The organism is Algoriphagus sp. SE2 (assembly GCF_039563885.1).
Taxonomy (GTDB): Bacteria; Bacteroidota; Bacteroidia; order Cytophagales; family Cyclobacteriaceae; genus Algoriphagus.
In genome coordinates this window covers 285,051-302,782 of sequence record NZ_JBCLWJ010000005.1, presented here as the reverse complement: position 1 = coordinate 302,782, position 17,732 = coordinate 285,051, and the positions used below count along the sequence as shown (strand labels likewise).

Here is a 17,732-nt window from a genome sequence, read left to right as displayed (position 1 = left end):
GTACCCAAAAATCCATTTATTGCATATGGTTTTTGTTGGTGAGAAATTCAACTTCCTTGATTTTAAAATTCTCTATCTGGATTTGTCTTGTAAATATCCTCCTAAAAGGTGAGGAAGGAAGGGGAGAAAGATCCAACTTATAAATTCAGATTCCATGACTAAGAAAAATGAACAAACATCGAAAAAGGCAGCGACTCCTGCTTCAAAAGTTTTGAAAGACTCAAAATCGTCTAAAGATGCAAAAACAGCCGCTGGATCAGCATAAACTCAAGCTCCAGATAAAAAGAAGAATAAAAAATAAAATATAATGCATCCATTTTCACGGAGACTTGATGATAGTGATTTGATTGAGCATTTTCTAGTTAATGTGCTAGAATTTAAGCCAAAAAATTTGGAAGATGTGATTGTTCAAATCAAGAATGGTGAAATTCAAATTAAAAGTTATCCAGATGAGGACTGTACTCTTAGAAGTACAAAGCACAGAAGTAGAAAGTATGCTGGAAATTCTATTAGATGGGAACTAAGGAGTCAAATTCTAAAGGAATTGTTCTCTGAAAAACGACTGGATCAAGATGATGAAATTGCTTTAGGGATTGGGGGTGCGTTACCTAATGTTGCTTCCAAAGCGGAGAAGAAAGCAATTGTTATAACTGGTCTTCCTGCATCTGGCAAATCAAGTATTGCAAACAAGTTGGCGGATAAATTAGGAGCCCTTATTTTGGACTCAGATTTTGCTAAGCGAAAATTACCGGAGTTTAAGGATGGTCCAGGCTCTGCTTCACTTGTTCATGAAGAATCGGACTTGCTTATTTTTGGATCAAATCAAATTAAAATTCCGATTGATTTTAAACCTCTTTTTCAACTTGCTATTGAAATGGGCTATAATTTGGTAATACCAAAAATAGGACATACATTGAACGGAGTCGTAAAGTTGGGTAAGACTTTAAAAGATTTAGGCTATGAAACCCATTTGGTTTGTGTAAATTTGGATCGGAAAAAAGCAACTATAAGAGCTATAAATCGCTATATAACATCTAAAAGGTATGTTCCTATAGGATTGATATTTGATGGTTATGCTAATGATCCTCTAGGAACTTATTTCTTGATCAAAGATGGGATAGATGTTGATGGAACTCCATATGATTCTTTTGCATTAATTAGTACAGATGTTGAATTGGGGAGTCCTCCAAGAATTCTTCAAATTTCTCCTAATAGCCCGATAAATTAAAAATAAAATATGAAAAAGCGCCCAAATAAGTTTGAGGTTAAAGGCAAACCCTCTGGTAAGCTCGTAGTTAAGGGCAGGTCTTCAGGTAAGGGTAGAGCTCAAAAGCATAAGGTTGCAGTAAAAGCGAGACGCAGTTCAGCCTTTGTCGAATCAACTGTAAAGTACGCAGATGGATTGGTTAAAATTTATAATAGGGAAGAAGAGGATATAGATCGGTTTGCTGATTTTGCAAGATCCTTAATGCCAAGATAAATTGAATAAAATCCTATTTTTTTGTATTTCAATCTTTAATCAAATCCCATAAATTCAACTGCCTTCCAATCGTTTTGTTAAATGGGACAGCTCCATATTTTCCCTCCAAATAGTCTTTTTCAAATGACGCATCGTTCCTGACATTAGGTAAATCAGGAGATAATTTTGACATGTTATATATATTATATAAGTAAGAAGATTCCCTTTCTGTTTTGTCAATGAAGAAGAGTTCATCTCTTCTTAATAAATTCCGATCCAGGAACTGGGTATTGTGGGACGAAAATAAGAATTGGGAGTTCTTATAGTTGTTCAATCTGTTTTGAAAAATTTGAATGATGAATCTACTAAGATCGGGATGGAGTCTAGAATCAAATTCATCAATTACAAGAAGAGATCCAGTCAAAAGAGAATGATAAATTGGTCCAGCTAAAGCAAAAAACTTTTGTGAACCTAAGGATTCTTCTTTCATTAGATCAAATTCAACCTCTCCAACCTTTCTACCATTATGATCCCATTTGGTGTGAATAGTCCTGATATTGGTAATTTCTCTGTTTTTCGATGAAAGGAATAGTTTTTTAAACTCAAGGGGTAGACCGTCAAGCATTTCCTCAGTAATTTCCTTTTTTTGAACTTTTACGTCATGAAATCCTAAATTTGCAGTCCTCAAAAATTCTAGAATTAGTTTCCTATGACTTGCTTCAGAGATTAAATCAGCTGTGTATTTTATGTAGTCAGAATAATTTGTCCCTGAAATAAAAGTTATAGTTGAAAACCAGCTTACCAGTTTTTTCGAAAACTCACCATTGAATTGGGAACTGACGGATAAAAATAGAGCATTTTTTCTAACTAAAAATGTGTCAACAGGGTCTCCCTTTTTGAAATCATTTTCAATTTGGTATTCGTAAGACATCGATTCTTTTTTAAACTCCCTTACAAAAAGTGGAGTTTCTTTAATTTTACTTTTTGTAAATAGCCATTCTTTGTAAATCCTTTCCTTATCCAGGCTGAAACCATATCTATAAAACTCATTATTTATAAGAATAGAGGCCTCAAAAGATGAAGGCTTATTGATTGAATCAGAACTAAGCTTGAAGAATTCCACTGCAATCTCCTCATTAGCCTGTTTATCTTTTGAAGAATTGATAATAAAATCTTTCATAAAAGATAATCCACGAATTAAATTGCTTTTTCCGGAGCCATTTGCGCCATAAAGTAGTGCACCTAATAAAACACTGTATCTTCCATTATTTTCCTCAAAAACATGGTCTGGATGCTCTTTGATTGAAGCAGCCTGAAAAGAGAATGTGATTTTATCTTTAAATGAGAGATAGTTCTCGATTGAAAATTCAATTATCATTATTTGTGAAAATTTAAAATAATCTCAGAATAGAATATTTTTTTATGTAATTATTCTCAAAAATAATTTTTTATGAGAAAATATCACAAAAAAGATGTATTTGGTTTTTGAGTTTAATCTCATATTTGTAATATTGTGAAATATACTCAAATAATAGATATTAAAATAATTAAAATAACTTCTATTGAGTGTAATTGAGAAAAAATCACATAAATAAAAAAAATATGAAAACTTTAATTTCTTACGACATAACATCCAAACATGTCGAATTCAAAGAAGAAATGTTTAGGTTGGGATATGTTGAAATGTTTGTCAACTCAAAGAAATATGTTTATCTCCCTAATACAACTTTAATTCATAGTTCGAAAAATGCGGTTCAATGCAAAGATGATGCAAAGAGAGTTTCTGCAATCCTAGGAGTGGAATTGGAAAGATGTATTTCAACCAATTTTGGACCAGATTGGTCAGGCATATATGGAGAGCCATTTTGATTTTAATACACAAATAAATGACTGACAGAATAAGATTAATGGATTAAATTATGCCAATCTGACAGACACTTTGGCAGATGATTTCAATAGTATCTTAGTAGACGGAATATTATTTGGCAGACTAAGATTAATTGAGACAGTTCATGTCCAAATATCAGATTTATAGATTCTTGGCATCGTACATGTTAAAAAAGGTTAAACTAGTTTTGAAAAAAGCTTAGTCAGTAGAGTCAAAAAATAAGGGGGAAGCTTCCGTTGGGAAAATAGGCTCCCCCGCTTTTACTTGGATGTGAGAACCCAAAGGTAAGAGTTTTTTTATTTTCCCGGTAGGTATTGCCTCTGCCTAATTGATAGAGGTCATTAAATGCTACAGCAATGGCAAAAACCGGAGATGGGAAGAAAATCGTCCCAGTAAAGCCGCATACCAAAAAGGTGGGCGGCAAAACAGTAAAGGTGCCTGGACATAGAAGATCCACACCAAATTAATGCCTTAAGGGCTTCGGGCCGATCTAGGGTCGGCCTCTTTTAAATGTTTATCACCAAACACTAAAGAAAATGTTAAAATCAGAACAAAACTGCTCTTACGAAAGAGTATTAGGCAAGAAAAATGAATCTATCTCAATGAGACTATCGAAGAAAGGAGAGAAATACCATGCCTAATCCTAGAATTAAATACTACCCGGTTGGAAACGGGGATACATCTTTGATAACACTTGAGGATAATACAACAATTATTGTTGACTGCAATATCCGAAACTGTGATGAAAATGATATCTACGATGTTAAAGCGGATCTATTAAAAAGCGTACAATTCGCCAATGGAGTTCCTTATGTTGATATTTTCATATTAACTCATGGAGATCAGGATCATTGTAGAGGCTTTAAAAAGCACTTCTATCAAGGAGCGCCAGAAAAATACTCAGAAGCGCATAAAAAAGAAGGGTTAATCCGAGTCGCTGAAATGTGGTTTTCTCCAATGATTGCGGAGCAACATTCAAATGACGATGAAGATGCTTACCAGCAGGAAGCTGAGCGAAGACTTGCATTACATAGAAAAAAAGATCCTAGAAAGGATAATCCTGGAAATCGAATTAAGATCATTGGATATGATGGAAACGCTGATTACAAGGATCTAGATCACTTAAGGGCAGTACCAGGAGAAATTGTCTCTCGATTCAATGATAAAGGTCAACCACTATTTTCGGTCTTCATTCACGCTCCTTTTAAAGAACACCTTGAAACACTTGGTGATGACAAAAAGAATTCTACCAGTATCGTTTTTCAAGCAAGGTTTAAAAATAATCTCTTTCAGGCAGACTTTTCAACTCTTGCAATGTTCGGGGGAGACTCAGACCATACGTCGTGGTGCATCATTTTAGAAAAAACCAAAAAGTATAAAAATGAGCATGCTCTGAATTGGGATCTTTTTCTTTCACCGCACCATTGTTCTTGGTCCTTTTTTAACGACCGTCCTCAAGCAGAACATCCGGAGCCCAAAGAAACATCTCTTGAAGCTCTTGATTTCAGAAGGACAGGGGCAAGAGTTATTTCTTCAAGCAAAAAAATTGAAGATGATGATAATAACCCGCCGCATTTTGAAGCGAAACGTGAGTATGTTAAGAAAGTTACCGAAAGCAATTTCCTGAACACAACTACTTACAATGTGATAAATGGAGTTCCACAACCAATTGTTTTTGAGGTGACTACACAGGGAGTTGTGAAGCCGAAACAATCGGAGGGTACCGCTAAAGTTATTGGAGGTGCTGGGTTAGGCGCTGTTAACTCTGCTTCAAAATATGGAAATGGATAGGTTTAGAGTCAGCTTACCTGTATTTTCAAGTGATATAGAGAATCCCGCTCTTAGGGATTCTCTAAAATCACTGGAAGCACTCAATGGGAGTAAGCTTCAAATACTGGATTGGGGAAATGACAAAATTGCCGTTCCTTTTAATATAGGTGTTAATTTGCCTAGTCTGGGAAATTTTGAAAATATAGATATTAGGGAGATAGAACCCATTATTTTGGTTTTTGATTTGATCAATTACCCACTATCAGCACCTAAGGTATTTACAGATCGGCTTGATTTTCCCAAAAGTAACCTTGCCCATTTGTATATAGCGGTTAATAATCGCCCTCCTGGATTCTGTTATGTCAGAGAAAATGCAGATGAATGGTATGCGAATAAAAGAATTGATGACCTTATCATACGTATTAGTAATTGGCTTAGAGATGCTGCTACAGGCGAACTGACAGAAAATGGTGAGCAATTTGAACCGTTGCGATTGGAAGGATATATCGGTACTATAATTTACGACTACAATTCACTAATTGGAATCGTTAAAGGTGATAACGCCTTCCATTTTAAAAAACAACTTGCAGTTGCTTTATTTGAACGCCCAATTCAGGCGGAACGGTACACGTTTAAATTTATTAAATCGCTTACAGTTGGGAATACCTTTTCAACGATTAAGGAGGTTGATGAGGAACGGAAAAAAGGCAAGGAAGATGCTACCCGAAAAAATTATCATTATGCTTACATATTGTGGAATGAGGAAGATATAATAAACAAAGAGTACTATGTTAACTTGCCAAAAAGTTGGGAAGAGTTTAAATCCTTCTGTGGCTTTTATGGCTTAGATTTTAGTCAGTTAGAAGAACTTATTGCAACAAGTGATGGAAATTCATTTGTTTATTTTCCTGTAATTGTTGGTATTAGACGACCTAAAGCAATAATTGGATATTCTTCCAATATCGAGTTTATTAACTTTCGCTTCAGGGTCGATAGTGTTGATGTAAAAGAAGGTAAAATAATCAACAATATACCTATTGATTTACTATCTCATAATCAGCCTTTGACTTTCCAACAAGCAAGCAAGATATCCAATCGTAATATAGATGTGGATTCAAGAATTGCTGTGTTTGGATGTGGTGCCTTAGGCTCCAAAGTGATTATCCATCTTGCAAGATCTGGACAAACAAATTTAACTTTGATAGACCCAGATCAGATATCTCCACATAATTTAGTACGTCATGTTTTGTTTGGTGAAGATGAAGGGGAAAATAAAGCGATTGCTTTAGCTAAAAGGATTAAAAATCTCTATCCTTACCAACCTACTAGAACAATTGGATTGTTTGCACTTAAGGACGGTACATTGGATAAGCCAGATTTTTTTGATATCCATAATTGGATTTTAGACTTTACGGCATCAGAGGCTTTCTTTAATAAGTTGACTAATGTCAAAAGTATGGAAGAACGAAATGTAGTAAGTGCTTCAATATCTGACTTGGGTAACTTGGGTGTAGTATATATGGAGGGTGGAAACAGAAATCCACGTATCGATGACCTGCAAGCATACTTATATAGCTTATCAGAAAATGATAAGAAAATAAGTGATTGGCTTCAGCGAGAGCAGTTGACAAATAATAACAATAACATAACGGTTCGAGTAGGTGTAGGTTGTAATTCAGAAACAACAGTGCTATCAGATGATAGGATTTCTTCTCATGCGTCCTATTTTTCAGGTGTTCTTAAACGAGAAATGTTAGCATCTTCAAAAGATGGGAAAATATATTTGAATCGAATCATAGATTCCCCTGATTATACAATCGAAACGCAGGTTTTATCCATTGAGCCATTTAAGGTGTTGTCAGCTGTGAATGATTCCAACTGGGCTGTTCGATTTAAAGATGGAATTGTTGAACAAATAGAACATGTGTCATCAAAGGCAGGAAGAAATGAAACTGGAGGTGTATTAGTTGGAATCTGCAATTATAAAACAAAGACAATCCACGTGACCGGTTACATCAATGCACCTATAGACAGTAAGGCGGATGCATTCAACTTTATTCGTGGCCATGAAGGGTTACCTGACGAAATCAGGGCCATCCAAAATAACTCCGGTGGGCAGATAGGTTATATTGGTGAATGGCATTCTCATCCTGAAGGGCCAAACATGCTCAGTCAACAGGATATGATTAGTGTAAATCAGCATAAAGCAGAGTTTCAACATCTAAACCCACCACTTCCGGTTTTCTTATGTATCATTACTCCAGATGGATTGTTTCCATTTGTGTTTTGACTTAATATTTAAAAGAAATGAATCTTAAAGCAAAGAACACTCCACAGTTATGGGTATTTGTAATCGGTAATATTTGCATCCTGTTTTGGATGATTTTTCCTACTTATTTAAATGAACTGTCAAAAGAGATTGATGTTCTAGCTTTTCTTAAAATATTAGGTTATGCGATAGCCCCAATATTACTTTTTTTGTTAAATGGATTAGTTTCCAGTGATCAAAAAGCTGTTTTAGTTTTTTGGAGATTTAAGGATCCGTTACCTGGGGCAGAAGCGTTTACTAATCTGAGCAAAAAAGACTATAGGATAAACCGAGAAAAATTAAAAGAAATCTACGGGGTTTTACCTAAAAGACCAAAAGATCAAAACAAGTTGTGGTATAAGATTTACCAGAAGAATAGTTCAAATTTAATAATTCAAGCCAGTCAAGGTGGGTTTTTATTGGCTAGGGATTTAACTTCTCTATCAGTACTCTTTGGGCTGTTTTTAGGGATCCCGGTTTTGATTATTGGAAATTGGCCGATCAATTTTTTTTATTTTGGTGTTTTGATACTGCAATATTTAGTGGTATGTAGGGTGGCTCAAATCAAGGGGAGGAGATTTGTTAATAATGTTCTAGCAATTGAATCATCACAAGTATGATCTTAAAAATGGAAAAATATTTAAATCCAACTAGGTAAGAGTGGTTGACTTATTCGAGGACTTTTCTCTACATGTTAGGATTTATATTTTCTTTCTTAAAGCCGTTACACTTTTGATGGAACGAAAATCCGTTATAGAAGTGCATCAAATCTAAAAACTGAAATCAATCCGCCAAGAATTTTAAAAAATAAATCCTCGCTCATTTCAAATCCTGGCACACATAATTCAATAGCTTACAGTGATCTTCATCAATAGCTTTGGCAATTAAATACAGCTGAACTGCTGTTAGTTTGGTTTTTGGGTTGTATGAAAGTTGGCAAATTCTTGAATCGCTTATCCCTGTTTTTCCACAGCTATTAATGATTTGCATTCGTGAACGAATATCATAGGATTTCAAATCTCTAAAGAGTTTGGGATTTAGGTAAGCCGATTAGGTACTACTTCCCGATACAGAATTTTCTAAAAATACCTACCTCCGGCAGGCAGGTTCGCAACAAATCATCGGTAGTAATTTCTATGGTGATCTCACCGAGGTAATGTAAGGAACGACGGATATCCATCGCCACAAAATCATTGGTGATTTGCTTGTCGATGCCTCTTAAAATATCACCGGCTAATCTTCCAAATCTTTCATTTCTTCCAGCAGTTTTTCAAAAACCGGTGCTACAGCTCCGCCCCTCCATACACTGGAATAATTTGCAGCCATAAACAGATTTTTCTCAGGAATATAGATAACCTGAGTCCCCCAAAATCCGGTATGGGTATAAGCTTTCATCCCATTGATTTCTACCTGATACATACCCATTTGATAATTCATATTGGCCTGTTCAGTATAGCTCACGGGTTCTAACATGATATTCAGGGTCTCAGGGTCTTCGAAGACCTTGCCTTGGAAAAGTGCCTGAAAAAAATCCACCAATTCACAGGTAGTTGACAGAAAACCACCACCTCCGTAGTAATCTATTGTCGGACTCCATTCAAAGGTGTCCATTCCTTGGAAATATTGATGAATTCTAAGTTGATCCGTCAGAGAATCTTCCCCTTCAAAGTCTGTTCTTTCCAGTCCCAACTCTTCTAAGCCCAAAAGCTCTTTGAGGCCAACATCCAGGGATTTGTTGGTGTATTTTTCTATGATTCCTCCCAAAATCACATAACCCATATCAGAATAGCTAAACTGTTTTCCCGGCACACCTACAGGGTCGCCCTGATCTACGCCAAGCCTTATTTGACTAGTTCTGGTCCATTGATGATCTGGATTTTCCAGGATGGTTTTGAAAAAGTCAGGTGCATTGGTATGATCAAAAAAACCTGCGGAATGTCTCAGCGTCTGCCGAATGGTGATTTGATCTAATTCATAGTCTTGAGATAGGATTTCTTTATGTTCCTTGGAAATATGCTTTGAAATAGGATCTTCCAAACTCAAATCACCCTTTTCCATTAATCTTAAAATCCCAGCTGCCACATAGGTTTTGGTGACACTGGCAATGCGGAATGTCTGATCTGATCGTAACGGTGATTTGGTTTCCTGATCTGCAAAACCAGCTGCTCCTGTCCAGGAAAACTCCTCATCAGCGGATTGAATACAAACTGATATTCCGGGTAATTTTTCATTGATTTCTTGATCAAGGACAGTTTGAAAATCCTGCCCAAAGGCATTGGATATCAATAAAAAACAAATAGATAAACTGAAATAAAATTTCATTTCTCGGGAGTTAAGATTTCCTTTTTTTTTTGAATGAATTTTTCCAACCTACCCAATGCAATCTCCATTTCTGTAGGGTGAATGCTTGTAATCACCGCACGATACCATCCTTTCTGCGAATGCCCAAATCCTTGGGTAGGTGTCAATAAAATACCCGTTTGGTGATAGATTTCGAGCCAAAGTTTTTCCTCTCCAGCTTCGCTCTTTTCTTCTAGAAATTCTGAAAGATCCATCCAAACGAATAGACTTCCCCTGGAGGGATTGTATTGTATTCCAAGCTTTTTCAGGCCTTTGGTAAAAGTTACATAGGCTTGAGTTAAGAGCTTTTGAAAATCTTTGAAATAGGATGTAAGAAAAGTATGATCGTTTAGGAGCTCTTGCATCACCCATTGTGTGTAGTTAGAAACAGAATGGCTCAAACCTGCATTTCGATAAGCTTGAACCAAATCCATATTGTGTGAGTGAAGGAGGCCTATGCGAAATCCTGATACCCCAAAATCCTTTGAAAAGGAATACCAGAAATGAAGGAAAGGACTTTTGAGCTCTTCCATTAGTTGACCAAAGGAGACAAAATGAGTTGGGTCGTCATATTCGGACCTCAGATCAGGATGCGTGATATCAAGTTGAGATAGTCCATAGATTTCATTGACAATCAGATGGACCTTATTATCCATACACCAGGTAGCGATTTCTCTTAGATCAGACTCTCGGTAGATTCTTCCTGTCGGATTATCAGGGCTTGTCAGGATAAGCATTCGAAAATTGCTACCAGACTTCTCAATCTCAGCTTTGGCTTTTTCCAAAAGTCCTAAATCAAAATCATATTCGCTTTTGCTGAAATCTCCCGGTAGCTGCAAATCATATCGCTTTACACCAGGGAATGTACCTATATCTGCTGTGTATACCGGATAGCTTGGAGCGGGGATTACGGCTGTTTCTCCCGGGTCGGCAAGCAAAAAACTGGTCATTTCGATCACTGAAGTGGCTCCTCCAGAAAAGGCAATGGTTTCAGGATCAACAGCGCAATGGAAAAGAAATTTACCCAAAAATCCTGCGATGGCTTCACGAAAGCTCGGAGATCCTGCCGGATCCGTGTAGCTCGCCACCCATTCGGGAATATCATTTTCTCGTGTGACTTGCTGGATGCGTTCTCGCAGCTGTTCCCAGCAAAGATGGTTTTCTGCCATATTCATCGGAAACGTCCCCTCTGGATTTTCCTTTGAATGATAAAGGTTTTCCTTGGCTTCATAGTAGATTTCCAGATCTACTCGCATGGGTCTTTGTGCCGATTTTGTTCCGATTTTTGACAGAAAGGGAGATTCAGACATAATCTTAAGGGATTAAAGCGAAGATTGATGAAAAGTTGGATTTGTTAATTAAGAGATTAAAATTAATTTTTTAATCTGACTATCTATAATCAACCTATTTTAGGTTTTCTTCCTTTTGGCTATGCTGCACGGACTCTTTGTTTTCTTTTGAGAGATTTATTTATTTTTTGACAAGTAGTTTGGTCGTTATCAATTCTCTATAGGAAGAAATTCTAAGGATGTATCCTTTTTTTTACAGCTCTGGACTCAAGGTCAATTGAGTGGAATTAAATTCTGCTTTTGTTTTAATGATTTGATTTTGGATCAATTTACTGGAGTCCATATAGAACAAGCCCAAATAAAATAAGACAAAATCAATCTCCTTACTTCCCGATACAAAAAGTAATTAAAACTGAAAATCAATTAGTTATAGAGTTGAGGTACAAATAAGGTACAATTAACTCTAAAATTGTACTGAAAAACTCATAAAATGAACTTTCCAATAAGTTTATCGAGAAATGAATTTTTTTGTGGAAAAGGAGATGCGTCAAATAAAAATAGGCAAATAAGCATCTTGGTTTTGAACGACTTTATCTGTAAACTTAATAGTTCTTAAATTCTTTACTATGAAATATTTTATTCTTATTCTTTTCTTTTTTGGCGTTTTTACCTCTCAAGCCCAAACCAAGGCTGTAACAGAGTCTGGTGATACAATTTTAGTTTATGATAATGGTACTTGGAAAAATATTCAAAAGTTTCAAAATCCAACAGAAATTGAGTCAACTGTAAAAGTATCAGTTGTTGCAGATGAATTTACGGGAGATAAATTGAAGACATCCGATGTTTGGCTTGTATTTGGTGAAAATGAACCAACTCGTAACACAATTTCTGGATATGCTTTCCAAAAGAGTTCCATTCCAGTTTTTTATTTAAGATATTCTGGAGATTTAGGGTGTATGTCACAGTTAAGATCAACGATGATGGTTAAATTGACAAATGGTGAAGTAATTGAATTTACTCAAATTACAGATACTGAGTGCGGTGACGCTGAAACTGTAGGATTTATTCCTGCAACAAAAGAACAAATAGAATCTGGTGATTATGAGGTATTTGTTTTGGAAAATATTGAACAACTTAAGTCTTATGACTGGGAAACTATTAGGATAAGTGGGACAGAATATTATTCTGATCTCAAACCTAAAGTGAATAAAAAAATACCAAATCCAGAACAATTTTTTCGACAACACATAATTGCTTTAGAATCAAACTAGACGAGTAATTATCAGTTTTTTATAAAAAGTTTAAAGTACCATTAACAATTCAATTTCACGGTGCGAAACACTTTCAGCCTTCTCTATTTGTTCTTTTAATCTCAGAAACTTCTTAGTAGGCTTTCCTGCATAGGTCTTTTTATTGTGTTTTTTGTAAAGTTGCTCATACAGCTGCTCACTCTGGAAATATGGTTTTAATCTTTTTTCTATTTGCCTGTATTTTTTACTTTGGGTTTGAGCTTCATACATACAACCCCTAAACGCTTCACGGTGGAAAAAATAACCTCCTATTGAATACAGTTTACGGCATCTTTTTTTAGTCTGTGGGCATAAGAAAAACCAAATACGTCCTTTACCCAAATTTGATCTCATAGAAACCAATCTAACCTTATACTTTCGAGGTTTGCCGTTGAACTTGTATTCCAGTTCAACGAATTGTTGGTCAATTTCGGTGTTTACATTTATTGAAATGCTACCTGTTTGGTTTCCGTTTCTGCTCCAAGTTATTGTACCCCTCATAATTTGATGGGGGTGGAGGTATCCCCATTCTTTGAGTTTTGAAATGCTAATTTGTAAAGCATTGTCAAATAGGGTTGGAAATGTATGAGGCTTTGGCATATTTTCTTTTCTCTGAAACCTAAATTATTAACGAACTTTCAATCAAATGTGAAAGGTTCACCTTCCTTTGAGTTTATAGCCTCCACTTTTGGAAATACATAAGGCATAATTTTGCAAAGAAAATTAAGACGTTCTTTTGGGTCTAATTTTTCAAGACTTTCGGGCAGTTTTGAAATTTCATTTTGTAAAATGTCTTTCAGGGTATTACGCAAATCTTTTGTAAGTATTGGTTCTTCTGTATTCATGTCAATTTAAGTTTAAACTTATTACCTGTCTTAGGTTTTGTAAACGGTTCAAATAGAGTGAAAATACTCTTTTGCATTTATTTGCTTTCAAGGCAGTAAAGTGACTTTCAATGAAAAGGGGACAATTAATTATTGTACTGCATTTGTTTAGCTTTATGGGTTGGGTTGGCATTTCAATGCCTGAAAAGTAGTTTTCAAGTTCTGCAATTTCATTGCTCCAGTTTTGGGGCTTTTCCCTTTTTATGGATTTCGAAAATTCTGGTTTGAACACCTCCACTTTTGGCAAGGGTTCAGGCAGTAAAAAAAAAGTGTTTTTTAGGGCTTCACTTTTTTCACTTTTTTCACGGGTTAAGGTTTCAACGGGTTCAGGTTCGGGCTGTCGTATTTCATTTAATTCCTGCTTTCTGAATAGTCGCCAATCCTGTTTTATTAGATAGTCTGCAATGTCTTTGCATTGTTCTTTGTCCTGCTGTGGTGCTAACTTTTCCAGTAAGTCCGAAACGTGAAAGTATGTACCCTGTAAACGCTTTTGTATTTGTACTGCTTTATTGCTCCATAACTTAAAGGCTTTGCCATCTTTTGATAGGTCAGGAAACAAATAAACATTCCTGCCTTTCAATGCCTGGCACTTGTTGAGGTTTAAACTGCTTAAATTGTAAACTGCCAACCAAAGTAAGTTTGTAGGTTGTTCAGGGAAACCAAAATACAACGTGCCATAAATAGCCGTTTTAGGGGCTTCAACCAACGCAACAGGGTTGTTTGGGTATTTGCTTAAAAGGTGTTCGCCAAACAAACAGGAAACCTTTGTTTCGTTCTTATTGTATGCTTCCAACCATTCGGGCAACGGTTTATTGTTTCGGGTATGGTGTTTTTCAATTATTGAGTGCAAAAAGTCCGTGCCTGTGGTGTGGTTCTGTTCGTCAAACTGTTTTACCTGAACGGCTCTAACATTGCCCTGAACATCAATAAAAGGAAAGGTGTTTGCCCCTGTTCTGTAACCGTTTTGTACTGTTCCCAAATGATACAATGAAATAATCTTTTCAATGTCCTGTACTTCAAAAGGAAATACAACCCGTGTAAGTAGGTTTTGAATAAATGTATTCTGTTCATATCCTGCACGGGTACGCTTAAATACCTCAACGGGAATAAATACCCTTTTGGGCTTGTTTGCGGATTTTTTTATTCGTTTTGGTGTCTGCGTCCTCCAGTCTGTTTTATTGCCTTGTTCCTGCTCCCAAATAGCTTTTGCGTAACCGTCTTTGTATGGGTTTAGAAAATAACCGCATTTGCTTTCACGGTCGCAACGTCCGTACTGCTCGGGTAAGTATTCGCCTGTTTCCGTATCAATGTACTTTACAAAACGGTTTTTGGTACATTCAGGGCAACGGTGCTTTTTACTGCCTTTCTCAAATGTGTATCGGTGTTCTGTATCCATATTAGAAAGGTCTTTTACCGTTTGTTAAATACGCTACATTACCCACGTTTAGCCTATCAACCAAAACCCCAAAACCTGAAAGGCGTTTAATGAAATTGGATTTGTTCACGGGTTTAAAACCGTCCTCAATACAATAGCCCCTGTATTCGGTGTATAGTTCTTTTATTAGTCTGTAATCGGTTGGGCTGCTTTGGTAGTTGCTTTCATCAATGAACATCTTTACACTATCGGACTGGCTTTTGTATTGCTCAACGGCTTGTTTTACCGCTTCACAATCTGTAAACCTCCTTTGCTCCAATAATCTGTTTAAGCCGTCCAGTACCCAGTTAAAAACGCCTGAAAGTTCCTTTTCAATAATTTTAGTGTGTAGCTGTTTATCCTGTTCCTGTGTTGGTATGGTAACATCAAAAGGAATAATTAAAAACCGTCTGAAATAAGCGTTTGTATGTTCAACGTCTTTGGGTAACTCATTACAGTTAAATATCAGTTTGGCGTATTGTTTCAGGGTGAAAGGTTCGCCATAAGGTAAACGGGCTTCAACGGGTTCGCCTGAAACCAACTGTTTAAATATTGCACTTTCCAGTTTGCCGTTTATCTCACTTGCATAGTTTACCAACTTGTTAGCCAATTTCGCCCTGAAATAGCCGTTTTCATTTGTAAGGCTTTGCAATGAATAATTACTTGTATTTTCTGTACCCAGTAAGGCACTTACTATTTCAAAGAATACGGACTTACCATTTGCCCCAGTACCGTATAGTATTAATGCCTTTTCTTCTTTTAGCCTATTGCTCCCGTGCTTAATGAAAACAAAGCCCAAATATTCAGCTAAAACCTTTTGGCGTTCTTTGTCGGGCAATACCTTGTTTAAATAGGCTTCAAACAAAGGTGCTTTTACCTGTGGGTTGTATTCAAATGGTAATTGATAGGTAAGGAAGTCTGAACGGTCAAACGGTCTTAATTGTGTACCCTTTGGGCTTACCTCAAACGTGCCGTTTTGTAAGTTTATTAAAACCCTATTTGCCAACGGTGGTTTGGGTTCAAGGTACGCTGTGCCTAAAAACTGTTCGTACAACTCCTTTCTAAACCTATGGTACTTTGCCGTAATAACAGGAACACCCATTCTTTCGGCTGCCTTACCTAAAAATTTTTGGAATGATTCTTTATTGAGTTCATCCCAATGAGTTCCATTAAACAAGTAAATAAAATCGTGGTTTTTACATAAGCCCCAACGGTTGTTTTCAGCTATCTGTAAGACGTTTTCAATAGATAAAACAGTATAGTGCTTATTCGTCAATTTGAAGTTTTCGGCATTGTGTGGGTTTGCCATTGCTTCAAAGTCCAACGGCTCAAATTGTTCAAGTAATTGGCTTAATATTTCAGCGTGTGGGGTTGTTTTGTTTTCCGTTATTTCATGAATGTGGTTTAAAAGTGTTTCAGGCTGATGCAAGTCCTCGAACTGTGGGTTTAACTTTTTAGCTTCCATATTCAAAACAGGGTTAATTGGCTATTATTTTTTACCTTAAATAGTTCGGGGTTTGTTGAAATTGCTCCAACAAATCGTCCTGAACGGCTGCATTTTATTGCTCCAATAACCTGAGCTTTACCCTGTTTTATCCAATCGTACACAAATTGAGTTACCATATACGTTTGATCTGGGAATCCCAATTGTGTGGCTGCCATACGCCGACTCAATGGCTTTTTGTATAGTATGTCAAAAAGTTTTTTGGCGTATTCTCTTTTCGTATATTGCCCTTGTCTTTTATGCAGGGCTGTTCGATGGTTAGTTTCCATTGTTCAGCCTTTTTTTTTGTTAGACAAATACAATTCTGCTTCTTTCTCTATTTCAGTAAATGACTTTTTTCTCCCTTGCTTGAGGTAATTCATAAGTTCAGTACTAGAAAAATACAAGCGTTTGCCTCTTTTCATTACTGGTAATTCTCCCTTGCTTACCTTGCTGTAAATGGTAGGAACTGTAAGGTTTAGAAAATTAGCAGCTTCCTGAATTGTTAAAAGTTGCTCAGGGTTAGCAGTTGATGAATTGTTGTTTTGAACCGCTTTTAGAATCCTCGCGGTTACTCGCTCCGAAATGTCACTTATAAGTTTTTCGGGGTCGATAGGACTTAATACTAAATTGTGCATAATTTTATTTGTTTAATTATGCACCAAAAATCATAGGGCGTTTTTCTGGGCTTTAAGGGGCGTTGCCCTATTTTCGCCCTAAATTATAGATGTTTACTTTGTAAGAATATTTCTATTTTTTCTGGTTCAGTTGAAAGGTTTTTAACTATCTCACGCCAATTTTCACCTCCGATTTCAATTAGGTTGTTTTCAACGATCAAGTCTTTTTTAACTATCTCATTGAATACTTTGTAGAATCGGTTTCCTTTCCCTGCACCCATTTTTTTATTCCCAACGTTTTCTAATACTTTTTTTTGTCCAATTGGAAGACTTTTGCCTATTGCGTTACATTCCATAATAAAAGATAAAACATAATGTTTTGCATTGTATTTGATGGCTTTATTTTCAGGATTTACCTCTTTAGAGGGGTCTGCAAAGGTTTTTTGGTGAGATTTTTTATAGGCTTTTAGAATTGAAAGTTTGATTTGTAGTAACTCCCCATAAGAAATGTTGTAAGCTATTCGCCCATTTGTTAATGCGAATAAATTCACATTAAAAGTAAGACCACCTATTCCATCAGGTCGCACATTTTTAAGCTCTTCTTCGCAATAATCAATTGTTTCCTGATTAATTTGATTAACGGTTTTACCTTGTAAATCTTTATAATGCATTGTTCCATTTCTTGCCCCACTAAGCATTTCATACAATTGATGTTTACGCCTAAAAACTTGATCTTCTAAGTGTTTTTCCCAACCCTCAATTACTTTTATGCAACCATTAAAAAATTCATCTGCTTCAAAGAATTGATCTTTTTCAGCTTTTTTAAACTCTCTGAAAAAATATTTTTCTAAAAACTCTCTGTTATTTTCATCAAAATAACCTCTTAAAATAATTTCTGAATAATTCATTTGTCTTTTATGCTTTTCAGGTTTTTAATATCTTTTGTATTTGCGTTTTAACTTTTCATATTCCCATTTCTAGCGATTAGGAT

At 36.0% G+C, this 17,732-nt stretch carries 17 protein-coding genes; 7 read left to right on the top strand and 10 right to left on the bottom strand.

All coding sequences use genetic code 11. The features are described 5' to 3' along the window. The first annotated feature begins 307 nt into the window (after window positions 1–307). Window positions 308–1,228, top strand: a complete 921-nt coding sequence (locus AAGF08_RS08850) for a zeta toxin family protein (protein ID WP_343510796.1) — start codon at window positions 308–310, stop codon at window positions 1,226–1,228. 9 nt (window positions 1,229–1,237) lie between these two features. Next, entirely contained in the window at window positions 1,238–1,480 is a 243-nt protein-coding gene (locus tag AAGF08_RS08845) for a hypothetical protein (protein WP_343510795.1), read from the top strand. 28 nt (window positions 1,481–1,508) lie between these two features. On the opposite strand, the gene AAGF08_RS08840 is transcribed toward AAGF08_RS08845, so the two are convergent. Beyond that, window positions 1,509–2,837 carry an ATP-binding protein gene (locus AAGF08_RS08840; RefSeq protein ID WP_343510794.1) on the bottom strand — a complete coding sequence of 443 codons (1,329 nt, stop codon included), beginning with the start codon at window positions 2,835–2,837 and terminating at the stop codon, window positions 1,509–1,511. A 224-nt stretch (window positions 2,838–3,061) separates the two neighbouring features. Between AAGF08_RS08840 and AAGF08_RS08835 the strand changes: the two genes are divergently transcribed. The 4 genes from AAGF08_RS08835 (at window position 3,062) to AAGF08_RS08820 (ending at window position 8,045) form a co-directional block, all read left to right on the top strand. After that, window positions 3,062–3,328, top strand: a complete 267-nt coding sequence (locus AAGF08_RS08835) for a hypothetical protein (RefSeq protein WP_343510793.1) — start codon at window positions 3,062–3,064, stop codon at window positions 3,326–3,328. 652 nt (window positions 3,329–3,980) lie between these two features. Continuing rightward, a complete protein-coding gene (locus AAGF08_RS08830) occupies window positions 3,981–5,138 on the top strand; it encodes a cobyric acid synthase CobQ (protein WP_343510792.1) in 1,158 nt (385 codons plus the stop codon). Then, the gene (locus AAGF08_RS08825; RefSeq protein ID WP_343510791.1) at window positions 5,131–7,407 is read left to right on the top strand and encodes a ThiF family adenylyltransferase; all 2,277 of its coding nucleotides are present in this window, start codon (window positions 5,131–5,133) and stop codon (window positions 7,405–7,407) included. The genes AAGF08_RS08830 and AAGF08_RS08825 overlap by 8 nt, the downstream gene beginning before the upstream one ends. 17 nt (window positions 7,408–7,424) lie before the next feature. Further along, window positions 7,425–8,045: a hypothetical protein gene (locus AAGF08_RS08820; RefSeq protein WP_343510790.1), complete on the top strand. Its 621-nt coding sequence runs from the start codon at window positions 7,425–7,427 to the stop codon at window positions 8,043–8,045. Window positions 8,046–8,658: 613 nt separating this feature from the next. Here the strand turns inward: AAGF08_RS08820 and AAGF08_RS08815 are convergent. Continuing rightward, a complete protein-coding gene (locus AAGF08_RS08815; protein WP_343510789.1) occupies window positions 8,659–9,747 on the bottom strand; it encodes a serine hydrolase domain-containing protein in 1,089 nt (362 codons plus the stop codon). After that, entirely contained in the window at window positions 9,744–11,075 is a 1,332-nt protein-coding gene (locus AAGF08_RS08810) for an aminotransferase class I/II-fold pyridoxal phosphate-dependent enzyme (protein ID WP_343510788.1), read from the bottom strand. Before AAGF08_RS08810 ends, AAGF08_RS08815 begins: the two co-directional genes overlap by 4 nt. 605 nt (window positions 11,076–11,680) lie before the next feature. On the opposite strand from AAGF08_RS08810, the gene AAGF08_RS08805 reads away from it, so the two are divergent. Beyond that, a complete protein-coding gene (locus AAGF08_RS08805; protein WP_343510787.1) occupies window positions 11,681–12,325 on the top strand; it encodes a hypothetical protein in 645 nt (214 codons plus the stop codon). 30 nt (window positions 12,326–12,355) lie between these two features. Here AAGF08_RS08805 and AAGF08_RS08800 read toward each other — a convergent pair whose 3' ends face one another. The 7 genes from AAGF08_RS08800 to AAGF08_RS08770 form a co-directional block, all read right to left on the bottom strand. Then, window positions 12,356–12,943, bottom strand: a complete 588-nt coding sequence (locus AAGF08_RS08800; RefSeq protein ID WP_343510786.1) for a hypothetical protein — start codon at window positions 12,941–12,943, stop codon at window positions 12,356–12,358. Window positions 12,944–12,981: 38 nt separating this feature from the next. Further along, entirely contained in the window at window positions 12,982–13,188 is a 207-nt protein-coding gene (locus tag AAGF08_RS08795; protein ID WP_343510785.1) for a hypothetical protein, read from the bottom strand. 1 nt (window position 13,189) lies between these two features. Continuing rightward, window positions 13,190–14,623 (bottom strand): DUF6371 domain-containing protein, encoded by a 1,434-nt coding sequence (locus tag AAGF08_RS08790; RefSeq protein WP_343510784.1) that lies wholly within the window; start codon window positions 14,621–14,623, stop codon window positions 13,190–13,192. Between the two features lies 1 nt (window position 14,624). Then, complete coding sequence (locus AAGF08_RS08785) at window positions 14,625–16,106, bottom strand: phage/plasmid primase, P4 family (RefSeq protein WP_343510783.1); 1,482 nt, start codon at window positions 16,104–16,106, stop codon at window positions 14,625–14,627. 2 nt (window positions 16,107–16,108) lie between these two features. Continuing rightward, window positions 16,109–16,414: a hypothetical protein gene (locus AAGF08_RS08780; protein ID WP_343510782.1), complete on the bottom strand. Its 306-nt coding sequence runs from the start codon at window positions 16,412–16,414 to the stop codon at window positions 16,109–16,111. Between the two features lie 3 nt (window positions 16,415–16,417). Beyond that, the gene (locus AAGF08_RS08775) at window positions 16,418–16,762 is read right to left on the bottom strand and encodes a helix-turn-helix domain-containing protein (protein WP_343510781.1); all 345 of its coding nucleotides are present in this window, start codon (window positions 16,760–16,762) and stop codon (window positions 16,418–16,420) included. An 83-nt stretch (window positions 16,763–16,845) separates the two neighbouring features. Next, the gene (locus AAGF08_RS08770) at window positions 16,846–17,649 is read right to left on the bottom strand and encodes a hypothetical protein (RefSeq protein ID WP_343510780.1); all 804 of its coding nucleotides are present in this window, start codon (window positions 17,647–17,649) and stop codon (window positions 16,846–16,848) included. Window positions 17,650–17,732 lie beyond the last annotated feature (83 nt).

Bases quoted from the DNA above. Each gene is read 5' to 3' on its own strand.
- AAGF08_RS08850 (WP_343510796.1), top strand. From the start codon at position 308: ATGCATCCATTTTCACGGAGACTTGATGATAGTGATTTGATTGAGCAT.
- AAGF08_RS08845 (WP_343510795.1), top strand. From the start codon at position 1,238: ATGAAAAAGCGCCCAAATAAGTTTGAGGTTAAAGGCAAACCCTCTGGT.
- AAGF08_RS08840 (WP_343510794.1), bottom strand. From the start codon at position 2,837: ATGATAATTGAATTTTCAATCGAGAACTATCTCTCATTTAAAGATAAA.
- AAGF08_RS08835 (WP_343510793.1), top strand. From the start codon at position 3,062: ATGAAAACTTTAATTTCTTACGACATAACATCCAAACATGTCGAATTC.
- AAGF08_RS08830 (WP_343510792.1), top strand. From the start codon at position 3,981: ATGCCTAATCCTAGAATTAAATACTACCCGGTTGGAAACGGGGATACA.
- AAGF08_RS08825 (WP_343510791.1), top strand. From the start codon at position 5,131: ATGGATAGGTTTAGAGTCAGCTTACCTGTATTTTCAAGTGATATAGAG.
- AAGF08_RS08820 (WP_343510790.1), top strand. From the start codon at position 7,425: ATGAATCTTAAAGCAAAGAACACTCCACAGTTATGGGTATTTGTAATC.
- AAGF08_RS08815 (WP_343510789.1), bottom strand. From the start codon at position 9,747: ATGAAATTTTATTTCAGTTTATCTATTTGTTTTTTATTGATATCCAAT.
- AAGF08_RS08810 (WP_343510788.1), bottom strand. From the start codon at position 11,075: ATGTCTGAATCTCCCTTTCTGTCAAAAATCGGAACAAAATCGGCACAA.
- AAGF08_RS08805 (WP_343510787.1), top strand. From the start codon at position 11,681: ATGAAATATTTTATTCTTATTCTTTTCTTTTTTGGCGTTTTTACCTCT.
- AAGF08_RS08800 (WP_343510786.1), bottom strand. From the start codon at position 12,943: ATGCCAAAGCCTCATACATTTCCAACCCTATTTGACAATGCTTTACAA.
- AAGF08_RS08795 (WP_343510785.1), bottom strand. From the start codon at position 13,188: ATGAATACAGAAGAACCAATACTTACAAAAGATTTGCGTAATACCCTG.
- AAGF08_RS08790 (WP_343510784.1), bottom strand. From the start codon at position 14,623: ATGGATACAGAACACCGATACACATTTGAGAAAGGCAGTAAAAAGCAC.
- AAGF08_RS08785 (WP_343510783.1), bottom strand. From the start codon at position 16,106: ATGGAAGCTAAAAAGTTAAACCCACAGTTCGAGGACTTGCATCAGCCT.
- AAGF08_RS08780 (WP_343510782.1), bottom strand. From the start codon at position 16,414: ATGGAAACTAACCATCGAACAGCCCTGCATAAAAGACAAGGGCAATAT.
- AAGF08_RS08775 (WP_343510781.1), bottom strand. From the start codon at position 16,762: ATGCACAATTTAGTATTAAGTCCTATCGACCCCGAAAAACTTATAAGT.
- AAGF08_RS08770 (WP_343510780.1), bottom strand. From the start codon at position 17,649: ATGAATTATTCAGAAATTATTTTAAGAGGTTATTTTGATGAAAATAAC.